Source organism: Reinekea thalattae (genome assembly GCF_008041945.1).
Lineage (GTDB): Bacteria > Pseudomonadota > Gammaproteobacteria > Pseudomonadales > Natronospirillaceae > Reinekea > Reinekea thalattae.
In genome coordinates, this window is record NZ_VKAD01000001.1 from 709,727 (window position 1) to 727,479 (window position 17,753).

Annotated in this window: 19 protein-coding genes; 8 read left to right on the forward strand and 11 right to left on the reverse strand. The window is 45.9% G+C overall.

Going from position 1 to position 17,753, the window contains the following annotated elements; translation table 11 throughout:
• Positions 1 to 178: 178 nt before the first annotated feature.
• Positions 179 to 544, forward strand: a complete 366-nt coding sequence (locus FME95_RS03285; RefSeq protein ID WP_147713001.1) for a hypothetical protein — start codon at positions 179 to 181, stop codon at positions 542 to 544.
• Between the two features lie 49 nt (positions 545 to 593).
• Here the strand turns inward: FME95_RS03285 and FME95_RS03290 are convergent, their stop codons facing one another.
• The gene (locus FME95_RS03290) at positions 594 to 1,418 is read right to left on the reverse strand and encodes a YihY family inner membrane protein (protein ID WP_147713002.1); all 825 of its coding nucleotides are present in this window, start codon (positions 1,416 to 1,418) and stop codon (positions 594 to 596) included.
• 78 nt (positions 1,419 to 1,496) lie between these two features.
• Between FME95_RS03290 and arsC the strand changes: the two genes are divergently transcribed.
• Positions 1,497 to 1,841, forward strand: coding sequence for an arsenate reductase (glutaredoxin) (arsC, locus tag FME95_RS03295; RefSeq protein WP_147713003.1), 345 nt, complete (start codon positions 1,497 to 1,499; stop codon positions 1,839 to 1,841).
• A gap of 30 nt (positions 1,842 to 1,871) precedes the next feature.
• Positions 1,872 to 2,288, forward strand: a complete 417-nt coding sequence (locus FME95_RS03300; RefSeq protein WP_147713004.1) for a DUF2069 domain-containing protein — start codon at positions 1,872 to 1,874, stop codon at positions 2,286 to 2,288.
• On the opposite strand, the gene FME95_RS03305 is transcribed toward FME95_RS03300, so the two are convergent.
• Positions 2,285 to 3,256 (reverse strand): GlxA family transcriptional regulator, encoded by a 972-nt coding sequence (locus tag FME95_RS03305; RefSeq protein WP_147713005.1) that lies wholly within the window; start codon positions 3,254 to 3,256, stop codon positions 2,285 to 2,287. The two genes, FME95_RS03300 and FME95_RS03305, sit on opposite strands and share 4 nt — an antisense overlap.
• Positions 3,257 to 3,353: 97 nt before the next feature.
• Between FME95_RS03305 and FME95_RS03310 the strand changes: the two genes are divergently transcribed.
• The gene (locus tag FME95_RS03310; RefSeq protein WP_147713006.1) at positions 3,354 to 5,192 is read left to right on the forward strand and encodes a beta-ketoacyl synthase; all 1,839 of its coding nucleotides are present in this window, start codon (positions 3,354 to 3,356) and stop codon (positions 5,190 to 5,192) included.
• 99 nt (positions 5,193 to 5,291) lie between these two features.
• On the opposite strand, the gene hda is transcribed toward FME95_RS03310, so the two are convergent.
• From hda to FME95_RS03325, 3 genes are all read right to left on the reverse strand, one after another.
• Positions 5,292 to 5,999, reverse strand: a complete 708-nt coding sequence (gene hda, locus FME95_RS03315) for a DnaA regulatory inactivator Hda (protein WP_147713007.1) — start codon at positions 5,997 to 5,999, stop codon at positions 5,292 to 5,294.
• Between the two features lie 85 nt (positions 6,000 to 6,084).
• Positions 6,085 to 7,194, reverse strand: a complete 1,110-nt coding sequence (locus tag FME95_RS03320) for an AI-2E family transporter (protein WP_147713008.1) — start codon at positions 7,192 to 7,194, stop codon at positions 6,085 to 6,087.
• 84 nt (positions 7,195 to 7,278) lie between these two features.
• A complete protein-coding gene (locus FME95_RS03325; protein ID WP_147713009.1) occupies positions 7,279 to 8,397 on the reverse strand; it encodes a DUF2066 domain-containing protein in 1,119 nt (372 codons plus the stop codon).
• 263 nt (positions 8,398 to 8,660) lie between these two features.
• Here FME95_RS03325 and purM point away from each other — a divergent pair, with 263 nt between their 5' ends.
• From purM to FME95_RS03340, 3 genes are read left to right on the forward strand one after another with little or no spacing between them, the layout of a single operon-like run.
• Positions 8,661 to 9,716, forward strand: a complete 1,056-nt coding sequence (gene purM, locus FME95_RS03330; RefSeq protein ID WP_147713010.1) for a phosphoribosylformylglycinamidine cyclo-ligase — start codon at positions 8,661 to 8,663, stop codon at positions 9,714 to 9,716.
• Positions 9,716 to 10,387: a phosphoribosylglycinamide formyltransferase gene (purN, locus tag FME95_RS03335; RefSeq protein WP_187265429.1), complete on the forward strand. Its 672-nt coding sequence runs from the start codon at positions 9,716 to 9,718 to the stop codon at positions 10,385 to 10,387. Before purM ends, purN begins: the two co-directional genes overlap by 1 nt.
• Before the next feature lie 59 nt (positions 10,388 to 10,446).
• Positions 10,447 to 11,226 carry a DUF3108 domain-containing protein gene (locus FME95_RS03340; protein ID WP_147713011.1) on the forward strand — a complete coding sequence of 260 codons (780 nt, stop codon included), beginning with the start codon at positions 10,447 to 10,449 and terminating at the stop codon, positions 11,224 to 11,226.
• Between the two features lie 43 nt (positions 11,227 to 11,269).
• Here FME95_RS03340 and FME95_RS03345 read toward each other — a convergent pair whose 3' ends face one another.
• The 3 genes from FME95_RS03345 to FME95_RS03355 form a co-directional block, all read right to left on the reverse strand.
• Positions 11,270 to 12,226 carry a LysR family transcriptional regulator gene (locus FME95_RS03345; RefSeq protein WP_147713012.1) on the reverse strand — a complete coding sequence of 319 codons (957 nt, stop codon included), beginning with the start codon at positions 12,224 to 12,226 and terminating at the stop codon, positions 11,270 to 11,272.
• Positions 12,227 to 12,327: 101 nt separating this feature from the next.
• On the reverse strand, positions 12,328 to 12,870 hold the full coding sequence (locus tag FME95_RS03350; protein WP_147713013.1) for an NUDIX hydrolase: 543 nt from the start codon (positions 12,868 to 12,870) through the stop codon (positions 12,328 to 12,330).
• Positions 12,870 to 13,697, reverse strand: coding sequence for an ion transporter (locus tag FME95_RS03355; RefSeq protein ID WP_147713014.1), 828 nt, complete (start codon positions 13,695 to 13,697; stop codon positions 12,870 to 12,872). Before FME95_RS03355 ends, FME95_RS03350 begins: the two co-directional genes overlap by 1 nt.
• Before the next feature lie 169 nt (positions 13,698 to 13,866).
• On the opposite strand from FME95_RS03355, the gene FME95_RS03360 reads away from it, so the two are divergent.
• Positions 13,867 to 14,517 (forward strand): TetR family transcriptional regulator, encoded by a 651-nt coding sequence (locus FME95_RS03360; protein WP_246109314.1) that lies wholly within the window; start codon positions 13,867 to 13,869, stop codon positions 14,515 to 14,517.
• 30 nt (positions 14,518 to 14,547) lie between these two features.
• Here the strand turns inward: FME95_RS03360 and FME95_RS03365 are convergent, their stop codons facing one another.
• From FME95_RS03365 to FME95_RS13600, 3 genes are all read right to left on the reverse strand, one after another.
• Entirely contained in the window at positions 14,548 to 15,303 is a 756-nt protein-coding gene (locus FME95_RS03365; RefSeq protein ID WP_147713015.1) for a TSUP family transporter, read from the reverse strand.
• A 68-nt stretch (positions 15,304 to 15,371) separates the two neighbouring features.
• Positions 15,372 to 17,315, reverse strand: a complete 1,944-nt coding sequence (locus tag FME95_RS03370) for a hypothetical protein (protein WP_147713016.1) — start codon at positions 17,313 to 17,315, stop codon at positions 15,372 to 15,374.
• A gap of 242 nt (positions 17,316 to 17,557) precedes the next feature.
• Positions 17,558 to 17,728, reverse strand: a complete 171-nt coding sequence (locus tag FME95_RS13600) for a hypothetical protein (protein WP_187265430.1) — start codon at positions 17,726 to 17,728, stop codon at positions 17,558 to 17,560.
• Between the last annotated feature and the right edge of the window lie 25 nt (positions 17,729 to 17,753).

Below are 17,753 nucleotides of genomic sequence, written 5' to 3' on the forward strand. Positions count from 1 at the left end.
GGCCTACCTTTAGAAAAACACGATAAATACATTGACGATAAATGCCTTGATAAATTAACTAGATTGATAATAAACATACTCTAATAGTAACCGAGAAGCGCTTCGGCATTCTGTTACAGAGCCTCTTTTTAGAGTAAAGTTCTGTTTCTTTGCAAGATATTGAGTTGGACACCCCTGCATGGCAAATCTTATCGACACAAACGCTGTACGCAAAACCCTTGTCTCTTACGCTAAACAGGCAACAACCATTGACTATAAAAGTTTATGTCAGCAACTCGGTATTGAACCACCACAATCGATCCAGAAAGTAACTGCCCTACTTGAAGCCTGCCAAGAAGATGATGCCAACCTTGGTCTACCTCAGCTAGCTGCTGTGGTGATCAGCAAGGGCGCGAATCCAATACCTAGACCGGGATTTTTCCAAACCCTAACACAGCTCGATCTTTATCATGGCAGTGACGAGGGTGCGCAAGCGCAAATGTGGCATCAAAATGAATTGGAAAAAGTCTTCGAGTTTTATTCAGATAACGAACAACCGGACTAACCCACCTCTGATATAGCCTGAGCCCTACAGAAAAAGTTTATGCCCAGCGTTAAATTGTGGCATCGCTTAATTGTTGGCGTTTGGAATGGCTTAACCACTTTAGCACCAACGCGCCATATAAAAATAAACTCCACGCAGTTTGGCACCACAGTAAAAACAGAGGGATGGCTGAAAACATACCGTAGATTAGCGACCAATTCGGCAAGGTCACATAGAGCCAAGCAAACAAAACCTTAAGAATATAGAAAGCTGCTGTGACCAAGAACGCTACCGCCAAATTAGCCTTCTTCGAAGCCGTACCGCGGCTGGCAAACTGATAACTTAGCCACAACAGCAGCCACATAATAGGAATGGATGTCAGGTTGGCATTCGGAATCAGCAACAACAGCCCTGTTCCTAATGCTATTTGCAGTAACATCGTGATGATCACTAATAATGACACGCCACTCATTAATGCTGGCATCAACCACAGATAGTGCAGCCAACGCATGCGGCCACGTGGTTTATGTTGATCGACACGAAAAATAGCGTACAAAGCACTGTCGATACGATTCACAAGAAAAACGATTGAGGCAAAAAACATTAGCACCGAGATGGTTTTAAGATGCTGAACATCATCGCTCCATAGAGCAAATCGAGTTCGCCATGCGATCGCCTGTTCTGGCACCAAATAAGACAGCAACTGTTCCAACTGTGTTAACACCTGCTCCTGAAAACCCGGCAACAGACTAATAAACCATAAAATACCACTGACCATTGGCACCAACGCAAATAGCGTTGTCAAGGTTAATACGCTGGCTCTCTGGCCAATTTGATTCATGGTTGGCAATTCTGCTTTTAAAAATGTAAACAGGCGTTTTTGATTAATTCGCAATGATGTAACCTTGCAGCATAAAATATAGAAGTTTGAAACTAACACGATCTGAACCGAATACGAAGAAACGGATGCAGCATGAAAGCGACTATTTATCACAACCCGCGTTGTTCTAAATCTCGACAGGCACTTGCCCTGTTAAAAAGCCACGGCATAGAACCTGAAGTTGTAGAGTATTTAAAATCACCACTGGACAGCAGCGAACTCAATAAGCTTTTGGATCTGTTAAGCATTGAACCTCACCATCTTTTACGATCCAAAGAGGCTGAATACAAAACACTTGGATTATCAAAATCCTCAACACGCAATGAAATAATCGAAGCGATTGTTACAGCACCCAAACTAATGGAACGACCCATTGTCATAACCGCTAAAGGCGCTCGCATCGGTCGCCCGACAGAAGCCATTGAAGCTATTTTATAATCGACAGCCCACAACAGGTACCAACCGTTAATGAACAAAGCACAAGTGAACCTTAATAAAAAAATCAAACTGCATTTTTGGTTATTTTTACTTTCCACCATGGCCTCGGTATTTGTTGCTGGCCCTTCACTGATCAACACTGAATTCGTCCATTGGCTGGCGACTGGTTTCGCTTGGGCGGTTATTTCTACGCTGCCATTATTAGCCTTTCTGCCTGCTATTATACGGCCATCAACCAGCAGCCTTACCTGGTTAAGCTATCTGCTACTAGGCTACTTGGTGTGGGCAATTATCAAAGTCTTTACCCCGGCTCAAGCTGCGGTAGGCATTGTCATGGTTACCTTTAACCTGACTACATTCACTTACATTTTACTGTGGGTGCAGACCGCTAAAAAAATAGAGAACGCAAAAGCCAAGCCTCGCACTACCACAAAAACAAAACGCTAAGCAGAAAAGCCCTTATTACGCACTACTTTGCGATAATCGCTCGGCGTCATATTAGTATGACGCTTAAAAGAAGCAGAAAAATAAGCCACATTTAAATAACCGCAGGCACTGGCGATATCTGCAACGTTAGCATTAGTTTCACGCAGCATACTTTGCGACTCTTCAATACGAATACGACTTAAATACTGCTGCGGTGACTCCTGCGTTGCCGCCTGAAAACGCCGCCTTAATTGCCGTTCAGATTGCCCGACATAGGCTGCGGCATCGGCTATAGAAACAGCATCAGCCATGTGCGTTCTTAGCCAGCTTTGCGCCAAGCTCACAACCTCATCAGGATTGAGTTTGCCACCAGGCTCATAAAAGGGTGTTGCAAAGGTGCGCTTTAATTCGTGCATGAATTGCTGTTCAACCAATGCCAATGACTTTTCACCGAACTGCAACTTGATAAAGTACAGCACCAGTTCGGTTTGAGCATTGATCGAGCCGGCACAGTAAATACCGTCCTGATGCGTAATAAAGTGCTCTGGTTGGAACAACACATCCGTAAATTTGGCTTGAAAGCGAGGCAAATAATACCAGTGAGTTGTTGCGACTCGATGATGCAATAAGCCAGCTTGAGCTAAATGGCCGACGCCAGAACCGGTCGCCACTAGGCGCGCGCCAGCATTATATTGACGAACCAAAAAGGCTTGCAGGTCTTGGCTATTGCTCAGTGACTTCCACGGTGTGCCCCACATTGGCGGCACAAAAATCCAATCAAACCGTTGGTCGCCAGAAAAGTCTTCCTGCGCAACCAGCTGAATACCCGCCGAGGTTTGCACCGAGCCTTTGGCTTGCGCAATAAAATGCAGTGACAGCTCTCGACCACGGTAATCGCCTTGAGCTTGGGCTGCCGCGTTATACATTTCTGCGGGCAGAGACACTCCGGTGGTTAATATTTGCGGAAACAACACAAAAGCTATTTTCATAAATGGCCGTTAATCTAAAAATTATGACCATAAAGTTATAACATCTAGTGAAAAAAATACCTATATTGACCAACAAATTAAGTTTGTAGGATTTGTCATGAAAAAACTGCCGGTTATTGTTGGCTTTGGTGGCGTAAACGCCGCTGGCCGTAGTTCGATGCACCATGGACATAAACGCTTAGTACATGAAGCGCTCAGTGATGATCAAATGCAGTCCACATGGCAAAGCTTAGCGACCCAGATGGGCCTTGATAGTCAGCGTGACGATTTAAAAGAAGCCATCTTAGCCGGTACATTGATTCGCCGTATTGAATCCAGCCATTATGATGTTGATGCCGTAGACACTGGCAAAAAAACTCAGCTGACGCCCAATACAGCCTTACAATTCCAAATTAAAAAGATGCAGCTACCGCAAACCTTACCGGCTAACTGGAAGATTATTAGCGAACAGGATCGTCTCGTTACTGTTGAGGTTGAAGGCGATCTGGATGTCATTATTCCAGATAACTACACCTCAAAAGTAAGCTCCGCTGGCCAGCTGCCAACCGGCTTTAATCCTGGCTCACTTTATAATTCAGCGCATCAACCACGGGCACTACAAATGACCGTGTATGGCGCTTCCGATGCAGTACAGTCAATCGGTATCGAGTGGCAACAGATCATGCAATCGGTCTCGCCTGAACATGTTTCGGTCTATGCGGGCTCATCGATTAGCCAAGTAGATCAATTCGGTATGAAAGGCCTGTTCCAAGCCGGTTATAACGGCAAACGGACAACATCGAAAATGATGCCGCTGGCCATGCCTGAAATGCCTGCCGACTTTATTAACAGCTATATCATCAACAGCGTCGGCAATACCGGCTCCAATGCTGGTGCTTGCGCAACCTTTTTATACAACCTTCGCCAAGGTATTACCGATATTCAGGCTGGCAATTGCCGTGTTGCGATTGTCGGTAATGCAGAAGCACCGATTACGCCAGAGATCATGGAAGGCTTCCGAGTCATGGGCGCATTGGCCGAAGATGAACAACTTAAAGCATTAGACGACAGCGAGCAGGCAGACAATCGCCGAGCCTGTCGTCCATTCTCTGCCAATGCTGGTTTTACCATGGCTGAGTCCGCTCAATTTTTAATCCTAATGGATGATGAACTAGCCATGGATCTAGGAGCGACAGTCTTTGGTTCTGTGGCGGATGTGTTTGTTAATGCCGATGCCAATAAAAAATCTATCTCAGGCCCTGGTGTTGGTAATTACGTCACCATGGCGCGCGCCACTGCATTGGCTAATGCCGTGCTGCAAGACGACTTACATAAAACCTTTGTCATGGCTCACGGCACTGGCACACCGCAAAACCGAGTCACCGAATCAAAAATCCTAAACGATATTGCCGCCACCTTTAAAATCGATCAGTGGGCTGTTTCGGCGGTTAAATCTTATCTTGGCCATTCTCTTGGGCCTGCGGCAGGTGACCAAATCACAGCAGCGCTAGGTGTTTGGCATACCGGTTTAATACCGGGCATTAAGTCGATTGACCACATTGCCGACGATGTTGAGACTGAGAACCTATCGATACTGATGGATCACCAAGCCGTTGGCGACCAGGGCGAACAGATGCTCGGCGCAGTGATTAATTCCAAAGGTTTTGGTGGTAATAACGCCAGCGCGTTGATCTTATCACCTGAAAAAACCAAACAGCTGCTAAAACAACGTCACGGTGAAAAAGCATTGTCGTCTTACTTAACAAAGAATGAAGCGGTTGTTGAACAACAAGCGGCTTTTGATCAGCATGCATGCACTAGCGGCGTTGATGTTATCTATTCGTTTGGCGAATCTGTGATGGGCGATGACGATATTAAAATGACTCAAAACAGCATCAAGTTGAGTGAGTTTGAACGAGAAATCGAATTGCCCAATAGCAATCCGTTCATCGATTAAAAGAAGATAATTTCTTTCGGCCAAACCGTGCTTTGCACGGTTTGGCCGCCGTATAGTATTAACTAAATACCTATCTAAAATCTAACCACCAGCAACCCGTTACCAGCCCAATACCTGCTTTACAAAAGGTATGGTGAGACGACGTTGTTCTGCCAACGATGCCTGATCCAAATGGTCAAAGGTTTGCACCATCTTATGCATATTTTGGTTATGCCGAACAATTAAAAACTCTGCAACATCGCGCTCTATCACTAACCCTCGGCGACGCCCTTTCCAGATCACCCAATCAATGCGCTCTTCATCACTCATCGTTAACAGCTGTAAGGTTAGGCCTGAACTTAACCGAGACTTTAAATCGGCCAGTGTGTAATTGGCTTGCAATGGGCTGGATTGAGCACCGACCAACAGTAAGCGCCCAGAGTCTCGCATTTGGTTATAAAAATGAAACAGACCTTCCTGCCATGCACTATCTTCGGCAATAAGTTCGATATCATCAATTGCGACGGCATCTAACTGCTCTAATCCATCTAAAGCCTCAGGGCCATATTCATGACATTGACTTAATGGCAAATAGACAACGTTTAACCCCTGCAGCTGTAGATCATTGACTGATGCTTGCAGCAGATGGCTGACACCACTGCCCTGAGCACCCCAAAGATAAATGAGATGCTCACTTAAATTCGCCAGACTCTGCCGTAAAAGACCGACCGCAACCGCATTCTGGCCCGGTAGAAAATCTTCAAAGACGGCATCTTCTCTATAGCTCATATGCAAAGGTATTTGCGAGTTAATCGTCGCTGATGACACAGTAAAACCTATTTAGTCAGATTAAAAATAATACGTTTGAACATGTTGACGCCTCTGCTCCTTTATCGACTGGCTGTAGCTGATATCACTGACTATCAGCCTCATCCGTTTCACCAGATACGACGTCTGCTGGTGCTTTAGAAAGGTCTTCATAGAGATTACTGTTACGATAGCTTTGATGTACACGATTAAGCAGTACTTTCAATATGGCTGCTGCTGGTAAGGCCAACAAAACACCGGTAAAGCCAAACAGCTGCCCACCGGCGAGTACAGCAAAGATGACCGCCACCGGATGCAAACCGATGCGATCGCCAATCAATTTCGGGGTTAACACTGTCGACTCGATGGCTTGACCAACACCAAATACCACGATCACCAACAGAATATGCAACCAATCACCAAACTGGAAAAATGCTGCGATAAGGCCTGCTGATATTCCAATAATCGAGCCTAAGTAAGGCACAATAGAAACCAAGCCCGCTAGTAAACCAATCAACAAGCCTAAATCTAAACCAATCAACATAAGGCCAATAGAGTACATCACTCCCTGCGCAACCATGACCAGTAATTGACCGCGGAAAAATCCACCGAGCATTTCGTGACACTGGGCGAAGATATTACTCAAAGTGCTGATGTAATAACGCGGCACTAACGCCGAAAGCTTCGTAATAATGAGCTTCCAATCACGCAATAGATAAAAAGTGACAACGGGAATCAAAACCAAGTTAGCAAGAAAGCCTGCGACGGCAAACCCAGACTGCGTCAGGTTGGTTAATATGGCTTTTAACATATTACCGGTGGCGCCCCAGTCGAGGCTTTGAAACAGCTCTGCCCAATCGTAATCGATCAGCTCGATACCTAAGGCTGTTTCCAAATAAGGAACGGCAACCTGATTAATCCAGCGGCCCATGCTAGGTAACATGGTAATTAGGTATTCAATTTGCTGAATCACTGCAGGTATCAGCAGCAATGTCATGATACTCAGGATAACAGAGAACAATAAAAAGCTCACGGCGACTGCGCCTGTTCGGGACATCTTCCAAGACTCGAATCGATCGACTAATGGGCTACCAAGATAAGCTAACAATAGCGCAGTCAAAAAAGGGCTTAGGATTGGTGATAGGCTAACCAATAGCCAACCCAACAGCAGGCAAGCAATGGCTAACAACCATTTTTGTGAATCCGTTATTTGCATAGCCTGCGGCCCCTTAATTGACTTTTATTTTTTGCTTATCAATTAGCTATTGTTTGTTTACCTACTCGCGAAAATAAGATTTCGTTAATAGGCTATCCATCGGTAGACCAGCGTTGAGTCGAGCTGCTCTTCTAAGGTTAGCTCTAATTCAGGCGCTAACTTTCGATCAAGCGATAAAAGATCCGCTAACTGTTGCTGTGTACCACTGACCATGACATTAAAGGTCACTTTATCTTCAGCGATTTCAGCCAAGGTGCTCTGAGTAATTAAATTAACACTGCCGAGATAACGATCGATGTCCGCAAAGGTTTTTGCCGAATGCACATCGACAACCTGTACTTGAATATTACTTGCGTCTGAACCATCCGATAAGTAAGCGTATTGATCGGACAACTGTTCAGCCATCGCGGCTAAACCGGCATTAATGACCTCAAGTCGAGAACCTTCTGCAGTCTCAATAGGAATACGCATTCCTTTAAATAAAATTAACCAATCAGCCTTATAGCGGCTGCCTTGACGATCCAATCGACCAGCCAATACCGCTTCGGCGGTGTAACGGCTCGACGCCTTTTCTATATCTTCCGAGAACAAACCATATAGATTTGGAAACTCCATGTTTAACGTGTCAGTCAAATCCATAATCGGCAAAATGTAAGGCAAGCCCAATCGGCTGCTTAAACGATCAAAGGTCGCAACAATCGGTCCTGAATCTGCATCCGATACAATGTGCTCTCGATCTTGTGAACGATCCGCTAGCCAAACCAACACTTCCGGCCGACGGCTGCCCCACACCGGCAACTGGTATTCAATGAGTAGGGAATTAACCGCTGTGTCGTCAAATTCCAACATCATGGTTTTGGTTGGGATCTGTTCACCTAGAATATTAGTGAAGAATTCATCAGAAGCTTCAAAGCGGAAAGTACTCAAATAACGACTGCCATTTTCTAGCGCATCGATCAACGCTGGATCATCAACAACATCCTGACGCCCTGTGACACGTTTCAGTACTCGTTCAAAGGCACTGCGAATGGCCTCATCTTGCTCTTCTTGATTGGCATTTTGGCTGATCACTTCCTGATCTTTATAAAGCTCTACGTCTGTCGCTGCCCATGCCGATGTAGCAGTGGCAACACACAATATGACGCTAACCCAAAGAGCACGAAGCCCATGATAAGTTCGAATCCTAGCGTTAGGAAAATTCATATCAACACCGAAAAATAAAAGGTAAATGAAGAATAACTGTCTGATTTTAAATGGCTATTGTGACAGACAGAACAATAAAAATCAGGGCTAATGTGCAGGAAAAACGCCGTGAATAGGTAAATTGAGCTAAGTCGGTCACGCTATTTCCGGTAAAGACAAGCCCTGCTCGACAAAAACTGACCGAATGGACATGCTGAAGATCCGGTTTTAGCCTGATACAATCCGCGCCCATCGCCCAGCCAGTCAAATTCTCGGAGCTTAGAATGACAGATCAAAACAAGACTTCTCTTAGTTACAAAGATGCCGGTGTCGATATCGACGCAGGCAATGCTCTTGTTGAACGTATTAAAGGAACCGTTAAAGCCACTCGTCGCCCAGAAGTTCTTGGCGGTATCGGTGGCTTCGGTGCGTTATGTCGTATTCCCTCTCACTACAAAAGCCCGATTTTAGTATCTGGCACAGACGGTGTCGGTACCAAGTTAAAGCTTGCCATGGAGCTGGATCATCACGACACCATCGGTATTGATCTGGTAGCAATGTGCGTCAATGACCTCATTGTGCTTGGCGCCGAACCGCTCTACTTCTTAGATTATTACGCAACCGGCAAGCTCAGTGTTGATATCGCCAGCCGTGTCGTTGCTGGTATTGGTGAAGGCTGCCAGCAATCAAACTGCGCTTTAGTCGGTGGCGAGACCGCAGAAATGCCGGGCATGTACGAAGGTGACGACTACGATCTTGCTGGTTTTTGCACTGGCGTTGTCGAAGAAAGCAACATTATTGATGGCAGCCAAGTTGCTGCTGGCGATGCTGTTCTTGGCTTGGCATCTAGCGGTCCGCATTCCAACGGTTATTCACTGATCCGAAAAGTACTTGAAGTCTCTGGCTGTGATGCCAGTACCGAAGTCATCGAAGGTCAAACATTGGCGCAAGCACTGATGGCACCAACCCGCATCTACGTAAAACCGATATTGGAACTGTTAAAAACACAGACCGTACATGCAATCTCACACATTACCGGCGGTGGCTTCTGGGAGAACTTACCTCGAGTATTGCCTGACGATCTAGCGGTACGAATCGATGCCAATGCTTGGCAGCGCCCTGCCGTGTTCGACTGGTTACAAAGTCAAGGCAACATCACTGACGTTGAGATGCTACGCACCTTCAACTGCGGTATTGGTCTGGTGTTAGTGGTAAAAGCGGCAGATAGAGAAGCAATCCAAACAACACTAGAAAGCCTAGGCGAAACTGTATTTAACCTCGGTAACATTGAGCCTAAAGAACAGGACGCTGTCATTATCGACGGTTTAAAAAGCGCCTAATGAAACAACCTGCAGTCATGAAAAGATTAGTTGTATTAATCAGTGGCGGCGGCAGCAATCTACAAACCTTGCTGGACGCCTGCCAACGCGGCGATATTAACGGCCAAGTTGTCGCGGTGATTTCTAATCGCCCCGATGTACGAGGCCTTATCCGAGCAGAGCAAGCGGGTGCCGATGCGCTCTGTATTGACCATACTGAATACGACAGCCGAGAGGCTTTCGATGAACAGTTGCGTCAACACATTGATGACTACCAGCCAGATTACGTCATCCTAGCGGGCTTTATGCGTATTTTAACGGCTTCCTTCGTTAACCATTTTTTGGGAAAAATGGTTAATATTCATCCGTCCTTATTGCCTAAATACCCCGGCTTAGATACGCATCAGCGTGCAATCGATGCAAACGACTCACACGCTGGCGCGACTGTGCACTTTGTGACGCCTGAATTGGATGGCGGTCCACTAATCATGCAATCGAGCGTCACCCTTGAGCCAAGCGACACTGCTGCAAGCCTAGCGAAACGTGTGCTGGCAACCGAACATCAGCTTTACCCAAGAGTGGTTCAACTGCTTTGCCAAGATAAACTGAAGCTAATCGACAATATTGCATACTATGACCAAACGCCTATTCATGTTCCGTTACAGTTAGACCATACTAGAACCTCTAGCTAGCAAAGATTGAAAACGTCGATCTAACACAGATTAAGATCTAACACAGGTTGAATAGTCATATGGGCTTAGAGTTATGGAAGACGGCAAATCCGATTAGCAATAAAGCGCTCGCTTTACTGTTAGGCACACTGATTACGCTCACCTGCTTACCCAGTACGCTACAGGCAAATGAGATCGACCCACGCATGTCGAGCTACAAAGCTGAGGTTGACGCTGTACGTTTCGGCGCGATTGATATAAAAGCCAAAGGTGAACTGCGCTTTAATTTGGCAGACGATGGCGACTGGGATTTGACCATTAGTATTAAAGGCGGCCCATTAAAGTCTTACGAACGCTCTGTTGGCGAGCACCTAAATAACCAGTTTCGCCCACTCAGTTTTAAAAGAGACGTTCGCTTTCTGTTCGTTAAAGAAAAAATTCAATGGCAATTCGACTGGCCCAACCAAAAGGTAACGGGCAAGGTGCAAAAGGATGATCGCAGCCACGCATTAACCGACATTCTGCACGACCCAATCAGCTTTCAAGTCGCCATGCGTCAGGCATTGATGTCTGGCGAACAGGCCTATAACACCCAATTTTTACGCTACTCGCGTCCAGATGACCTCAGCTTTCGTGTTGTCGGTGAAGAGACTATTCGTATTGCCGGCCAGTCAATCAACACTCTAGTCGTTGAGCAAACCAAACCGCGCCGTAAAAATGAGCTCAAGCGTATTTGGGTCTCGCCCGAGCATGATTACATAGCTCTGCGCTTTGCAACCTATAAAGAAGGCAAACTCGCAGAAGACTTTTACGTCACCAAGTTATGGATTAACGACAAGGCAGTCGACTTCGCATCCTGACCAATAACGAGTCGCAGTCAAATACAGGTAGCGCCCATCTAGATCAGGATTGGAAACTGGGCGCACTGATTTCCTCACCCAGCTCAACAATCATCCGGCGGATCCATCGATGTGTTGAGTCATGTTGTAATAACGGGCTCCATACCATTTGCAGTAAAAACGGCGGTATCTCAAAAGGCGGTTCCATCACCGCTAAACGACTGTTTTTGGCTTGCAAATGAGCGGCGCGTGCAGGAATGGTTACAACCAGATTATTTTCTTCAGCCAGTAGCATGGCGGCCTGATAATGGCGAGTAAAGATAGCAATGTCGCGCTTCTTGCCCATCTTATCCAAGACTTCATCAACAAAACCAAGCTTTTGCACATCATCAGGATCAACACCGACGCCGACGCCATAACCTGTCTTACTAACCCAGACATGCTTGGCCTCTAAATAGCTGTCTAGATTAAAATTTTTATAGATTGGGTGGTCGACACTGAGCATGCAGCAAAATTTTTCACTCCACACTGGCATTTGGTGAAACGACTGCGGCAGTGACTCAAAGCGATTAATGGCCATGTCGACACGGCCTTGCTCAACATCCAAAAAGCTGACATCACTGGGCGTCATAATATCCAATGAGATGTTAGGCGCTTCTACCGATAACCGTCGGTACAGAGCTGGAATCAATGTCGACTCCGCGTAATCGCTGGCCATAATACGAAATACTCGGTAGTCGTCTTGAATATCAGGCTGAGTGCGCGGCCGAACTACCTTTTCCAGTGACTGCAACGCTACTCGCAGCAATGGCTCTAATTCCCGAGCGCGCTCTGTCGGCCTCATGCCACTGCTGGTACGCACCAACAATGGATCATCAAATAACACCCTTAATCGCTTTAGGCCATTACTCATCGCCGGTTGACTGAGACCCAGCTTATGAGCGGCCTTAGTCACACTGCGCTCGCGCAAAAGCGCGTCCAGATATACCAGTAAGTTCATGTCTATGTGACTAAGCTGCATAGTGCGCGCCTCAACAATACGCTCTGATTAATTTTTCTGGCTAGATAAACGGCCAACAATGCTGGCCTAATAAAGAATAAAACAACCAAGACAAATAGTAGCTAAACCATGCTTTTACGCACCATACGCAGCACTGACTCTTCGTTGGTTTTTGCCATAATTTGTTCTTTCGATAGCCAACATAAATCATTCGATTCATCGCTTAAAACCAAATTTTCATCAGCTGTTTCAAACCAAAAGCGAATATCCAAATGCTCATGAGCCGGTTCATCTTTACGGGCTGGAATTGGATGAATGTCGACATCGAAGATACCTTGCATGACTAATTTAAAATCCTGCAAGCCGGTTTCTTCATTGGCTTCTCGCTGACTGGCTAACAACAGGCTCTGGTCTTGATCGTCAATATGGCCACCCGGCTGCACCCAGATATCTAATTTACGATGATGCAAAAGCACTGCTTTATCGCGTGCAGCATTGGTTATCCAAGCACTGGCCGTGAGGTGGCCGACTAGCGTACTTCGCGACCAATAGGCTGGCTGTTGCTGAACAAATTCTTGAATCGTGCGAACAGTAGAATGTTCGGTTTCTGCGGCATTTACTAAGTATTGTTGAAGTAATTCAACGACCGATTGCTGCGACTGCATTAGTTACTTTTTCCTTGGTTGCTTTTTAACTGAGCCACTTCAGACCTCAAGCTACGTAATTCCAGCATGATATCATCGAGCGTGGCCTTGCCATCAATTTTATCTTGCGCTTGTTTTTCACGCGCATGCTCATCCTCTAGCACATTAACCACAATACCGATCACCATATTTAAAAATGCAAAGGTGGTTAAAAAGATAAACGATAAATAAAACATCCAAGAAAATGGATAAACCGCCATGGTTTCATACATCACATCGGTCCAATCTTCGAACGTCATGACTCGAAACAGGGTTAGCATACTGATCGAAATATCGCCCCAGAGCTGAGCATTAATGTGTGCAAAAAAGGTCGCGCCGATAGCACCATAAATATAAAAAATAATAAACATCAGCAATACGACATAGCCTAACTGAGGCATCGCTCGTAGCAGACTGTTCAACAACGTGCGCAGCTCTGGAATAATCGATACCATTCGCAGGACACGAAATATCCTCACCAACCGACCAATCAAGGCGAGCTCACTGTGCTCAATTGGAATCAGGCTAACCACTACCACGAGCGTATCGAAAATATTCCAACCGCTGCGGAAAAAGTATTTTTTCTGCTCCGTGGCAAAAAATCGGACCACAATCTCAAACAAGAATAGCAGCGTGATGCCTGCGTCTAACCAATGCATAAGAGTAATAATGGAACCTGGGATAACATAGGTTCGAGCACCAATGAGCAATGCGGACAACAGAATGACACTGACCACCAGCCATTCAAATAATTTATTGTCTCGAACACGTTGAGAGATCGACTGAAGTTTTTGAATATTAATCTGCATACGTCATTTCAGTTATAGAGCTATTGTTAGCCCGATATATAGCATAATCCGGCACAGACAGAAATCCTCCGAGAGCCCGAGCACCGCTATAGGCTTGCTGTAAAGCCAATCAAGACAGTCGAGCTGCTTTCGGTTACACTTGCCGCCACTACCCTGTCGGAATCCCATTGTGAGCGTATTAGAACCCGTGCAAAAAAAACCAGCTGGCCGTAAAGCAACGATCAGTCGTGACGACATCATGAATGCCGCATTGCGTTTGGTTGGTCCAAATCGCTCTATTTCTAGCCTTAGCTTACGTGAAATTACCCGTGAAGCAGGGATTGCACCTAACAGCTTCTATCGCCATTTCGACAGCACCGAAGACTTAGCCATCAGCATTATTAATCTTGCCGGTTCAACCTTGCGTACACTGATCGGGCAAGCGCGAGTCAAAGCGAAAGAGGTCGATAAAGGTATTGTTCGTAACTCGGTTGAAATTTTTATCGAGCAGCTCTACGTCGATGCTCACTATCTACCGACCTTGTTAAGAGAAGGCATTGTTGGCACTGACCGCTACAAGCAGGCCGTGCGCCAACAGCTGGCGTATTTTGAACAGGAATTAACCGAAGACATTATCAGTATCGGAGAAAAAGCCAACGGCGTGCCGATTTATCCTGAGCTGATTGCTCAAGCAATTACACGATTGGTGTTTGCGATGGGAACGGACGCATTGGACATGCCGCGCGAAAAGCACGCCCAACTAATCGACCAAATGGTTGTTATGATTAAAATGCTATTTGCCGGTGCACATCTTTTAAAAAAACAACAGCCATCTAAATAAACAGTGGCAATCAAAACAAGCCGTCATAACCTAAAGCAGCATCCATAGCTGCCGCACCGACATCGCAACACACATAATAATAACAATCGGTCGAATCAACCGCGCGCCACCCCAATAGATCGAATGAGCACCCAAAACCGCGCCCAGTGCTTGACCTACCATCATTACGATACCGACCAGCCAAACCACCTGCCCTCCGGCGGCAAACAGCAGCAGCGATGTAATATTTGAAACAAAGTTTAGCGGTTTGGCGATGACCGTTGATTCAATTAATTCTTTGCCCAATAGCGCCACTCGACTGGCAGCAAAAAACGAACCAGTACCTGGGCCAAAAAAGCCATCGTAAAAACCCACGACTGGTACGACAAAACGTGCCCAACTCGAGTCTTTTATTTTTGCCTTGGTTTCCGTTTCACCAATACTTGGTACAAAGAAAAAGTACGCCGCAATAGAAAGCAGCAAAACAGGTACAAACCACTGCAACCAATCGGTACTCAACTGCTGGATCAACCAGGTGCCGAGCAATGCGCCAATACAGGTATAAAACATTAAAGGGGGAAGGATAGAAAGCTTTAGCTTTCCTTTCGCTAAAAGCGTGACACTGGCAGTCAGAGTACCGATAAAGCCTTGGCACTTATTTGTTGCCAGCGCTTGCACAGGCGTCATACCAGAAACCATCAACACCGGCAAGACAATCAAGCCGCCACCACCGGCTAGGGTATCAACCCAACCGGCAAGCATCGCAACTAAGAATAGAATGCCGAGCAGTTCTACTGTCACTTCCATCAGAGCTCCTTAATAAAAGCAAAGAAGTCGATAACCGTGACTTGAAATACTCCTTTTGGAAATACCCCTTAAGGCTCGGCTATTGAAGGTAATAAACCAACCGCGGTCAGGTCACTCCAAATTTGAGTTTGTTCTGATTTGGAATGAACATCGACCACGATTAAATGATAGCGCTGATCAACTGTTGACCAGTTAAGCGAGGTTCTAACCGGATAATCGTTAATCTTCTGATAAGCATGGAACCATAGCACTTCTGCCGATCGAAGTCTTTCAAGCATCATGCTAATCGATGCTCGACGATCAATCTCAACACTGAACTCTTGCAACGGTTGCGCCAAGCTGAATTCGTAGATATCACCCATTGGCGTAAACAGCTTATCAACCGGCTTACTTTCAACACCTTCTGTCTCTAACCAGGTACGCCATTGGTCCGCTGCCTGATCGGTCTCAAATTGACTAAAGTGTAACCAGGCTTCTTCTTTGCCTTCATCCCAAACCATACGCATGGAATTCGGAACCGATTTTTGACTGTCGCGTGCCAACACCATTTTAAAGGCATCGTTTTCTAAAAGTGTTTCTAGCTCAGGCAATGCAATCGGACCAACCTGTAACTTAGCGTCACTGTAGCTTATCGAGCTAGGCGCTAAACTATTGCCACCCTGCTCCATCATCTCAGCTGCATCGCCACTCGCACCGACAGCCTGACTACTCATATCATCGCCTGCATGTGCATCGCCGACCATAGATTCACCGTGCTGGTCGATGCTTGATGATGACGCCTGAGCCATCGCCTCAACATCGGCTTCAGTCTCAGACACTTCAGGCATATCACCAGGCAATGAATTCATGCGGCGAACATCGTCAGCAGAATAAGCAGCCGAACCCATGCCCGGATTTTCTAATTCAAGCTGATTAACGCTTAGAGCCACGCTTGAACCATCGGAATTAAGCGAATTTAATCGTTCAATATCCTGTTTTGAATAAACAACCTCAGTTGGATTGTCAGCATCAATAACGCGTGCCACACCATCATGGCTTTCGGCAGCGTCGATAACCTTTTTAAAGCGTGCATTAATGCCATTCTTCTTCAGCTCATGACTCCAGTAGGCTAAGTCTTCAACCGACTCAACCTCACCGACATACATTTTAACCGAGCCATTTTCGTACTCTTGCGATAAAAACACCGGTTGTGGCTTGCGTTGGTAAGTATAGGAATTAAAGAATTGACGCAGACCTCGAAACTCCAAACTACGAACCGCTTGCTGCATATTGCTAAATTCGCCCAATTGCAGCGTATAAGGCCCACGAGGGAAACACTTACACAACTCCGAATAAGCCACGATCGGCGGTAGTGATTCGGAAACACCACCGGGAATGTATTCCGGAACACTAGCATTAATCGTCATTGGCGGGTTTTCACGTAACTGACGCTCACGCTCTTCAGCCTCGGCTTCTGCTGCCAGCTGCTGGGCGCGTGTTTTTTCTGCTGCACTTTTACCAAACAGCATCTTGATGCCGTAACGCCATTTCATATGAGATGGCACCTCAGCATCAAGCCAACCTTGGTGACCTAATTCACCAAAGACACGAATATTTTGATAGATCGGCGCACTCAAGCCAAAGCTAGCTTGGTAGCCTGGTTGAAAGCGAGAAATGATTTCCGTACCAGCGTTTTCAACATCGGTTAACGACAATACCGAACCAGCTTTCAGTTGCAGCCTTAACCCTGGATCTCCGATCTGCCACAGCACGGCTGTTTCTAACTGACTCATCGAATGATTCAGCGTGGTTCCGGCAACATCATATTCAATGCTATCTAAATAATCGTAACCAATATCGAAACCTAAACCATCACTACTCACCAACTGAAAATGAGTCGCGCCGCCTAACCCTTGAGCCTGTGACGATGAAGACATACCAATATCCCACGCGCCCTGCATCGCATGTAAGTAGGTTGGGTACAATAGAAAGCCAGCGAGTAGGTATTTCACGCACTGAAAAATTCGAAGCATAGTCACGGTTCCAAAATATCTCAGAGAAGTTATCGCCCTATATTTTAAAACATTTAGCGATTTATGCGCCTAATGACAAGAAACTCAGATAATTATCAACGAAACATGACTCATGTAACGAGGCTATTAAGGTGGGGGTTAAATATAGAGACAAAGCTATAGATACAAAAACACCGGCTAAATGAGCCGGTGTTCATGGTTAGCGAGTCAGTCGCATTGGCAAAAAAGCCAGCCTGACGAGCTTAGTTATTACTTAGGATCGCAATACCCTGTAACGTCATTTCCTCTGCCGTATTAGTTAGCCACGTTGATTTTTTGGTGACTTCCTTATCTTTACGGTTAGGCTTGCAGCTATCGTTTAATACTTTAACAAAAGCTGTTAATGAGGGTCGGTCGGGTTCGTTGCGTTCCATGAGTTTATCCTTAAAAGTTACTATA

Excerpts from the sequence above, each read along its gene's own strand:
- FME95_RS03285 (WP_147713001.1), top strand. The coding sequence starts at position 179 with ATGGCAAATCTTATCGACACAAACGCTGTACGCAAAACCCTTGTCTCT.
- arsC (WP_147713003.1), top strand. The coding sequence starts at position 1,497 with ATGAAAGCGACTATTTATCACAACCCGCGTTGTTCTAAATCTCGACAG.
- FME95_RS03300 (WP_147713004.1), top strand. The coding sequence starts at position 1,872 with ATGAACAAAGCACAAGTGAACCTTAATAAAAAAATCAAACTGCATTTT.
- FME95_RS03305 (WP_147713005.1), bottom strand. The coding sequence starts at position 3,256 with ATGAAAATAGCTTTTGTGTTGTTTCCGCAAATATTAACCACCGGAGTG.
- FME95_RS03310 (WP_147713006.1), top strand. The coding sequence starts at position 3,354 with ATGAAAAAACTGCCGGTTATTGTTGGCTTTGGTGGCGTAAACGCCGCT.
- FME95_RS03320 (WP_147713008.1), bottom strand. The coding sequence starts at position 7,194 with ATGCAAATAACGGATTCACAAAAATGGTTGTTAGCCATTGCTTGCCTG.
- FME95_RS03325 (WP_147713009.1), bottom strand. The coding sequence starts at position 8,397 with ATGAATTTTCCTAACGCTAGGATTCGAACTTATCATGGGCTTCGTGCT.
- purM (WP_147713010.1), top strand. The coding sequence starts at position 8,661 with ATGACAGATCAAAACAAGACTTCTCTTAGTTACAAAGATGCCGGTGTC.
- purN (WP_187265429.1), top strand. The coding sequence starts at position 9,716 with ATGAAACAACCTGCAGTCATGAAAAGATTAGTTGTATTAATCAGTGGC.
- FME95_RS03340 (WP_147713011.1), top strand. The coding sequence starts at position 10,447 with ATGGGCTTAGAGTTATGGAAGACGGCAAATCCGATTAGCAATAAAGCG.
- FME95_RS03345 (WP_147713012.1), bottom strand. The coding sequence starts at position 12,226 with ATGCAGCTTAGTCACATAGACATGAACTTACTGGTATATCTGGACGCG.
- FME95_RS03350 (WP_147713013.1), bottom strand. The coding sequence starts at position 12,870 with ATGCAGTCGCAGCAATCGGTCGTTGAATTACTTCAACAATACTTAGTA.
- FME95_RS03355 (WP_147713014.1), bottom strand. The coding sequence starts at position 13,697 with ATGCAGATTAATATTCAAAAACTTCAGTCGATCTCTCAACGTGTTCGA.
- FME95_RS03365 (WP_147713015.1), bottom strand. The coding sequence starts at position 15,303 with ATGGAAGTGACAGTAGAACTGCTCGGCATTCTATTCTTAGTTGCGATG.
- FME95_RS03370 (WP_147713016.1), bottom strand. The coding sequence starts at position 17,315 with ATGCTTCGAATTTTTCAGTGCGTGAAATACCTACTCGCTGGCTTTCTA.
- FME95_RS13600 (WP_187265430.1), bottom strand. The coding sequence starts at position 17,728 with ATGGAACGCAACGAACCCGACCGACCCTCATTAACAGCTTTTGTTAAA.